The organism is Tritonibacter sp. SIMBA_163, assembly GCF_046535935.1.
Lineage (GTDB): Bacteria > Pseudomonadota > Alphaproteobacteria > Rhodobacterales > Rhodobacteraceae > Epibacterium > Epibacterium scottomollicae.
The window spans coordinates 1-259 of sequence record NZ_JAWJBP010000731.1 but is presented as its reverse complement, the minus strand read 5'-3'; the positions used below and the strand labels follow the sequence as shown (position 1 = coordinate 259).

The 259-nt window shown below is 40.2% G+C and carries 1 protein-coding gene; it reads left to right on the top strand.

All coding sequences use genetic code 11. The annotated features are described in order from the left end of the window. Positions 1 to 39 precede the first annotated feature (39 nt). Positions 40 to 259: serine hydrolase (locus R0J92_RS24250; RefSeq protein WP_411053561.1), on the top strand; the 220-nt coding region annotated here is incomplete at its 3' end.

Below are 259 nucleotides of genomic sequence, written 5' to 3'. Positions count from 1 at the left end.
ACTCCAGTCACAAAAGACACAACCTTTCGAATTGGTTCTGTGACGAAACCTTTTACTGCAATGGTCATGATGAAACTGCGAGATGAAGGGTTGATTCAACTCGATGAACCCATTCATACTTACGAACCTTTACTATCTTTATTAAAAAGTCATGTGTCTGAACCAGTTCCTCTCACTTTTCGTATGATTGCCTCTCATATATCGGGCCTGCCCAAAACACTCGATAAAGCGAGCCATATAAGAGAAATAACATTAGCTG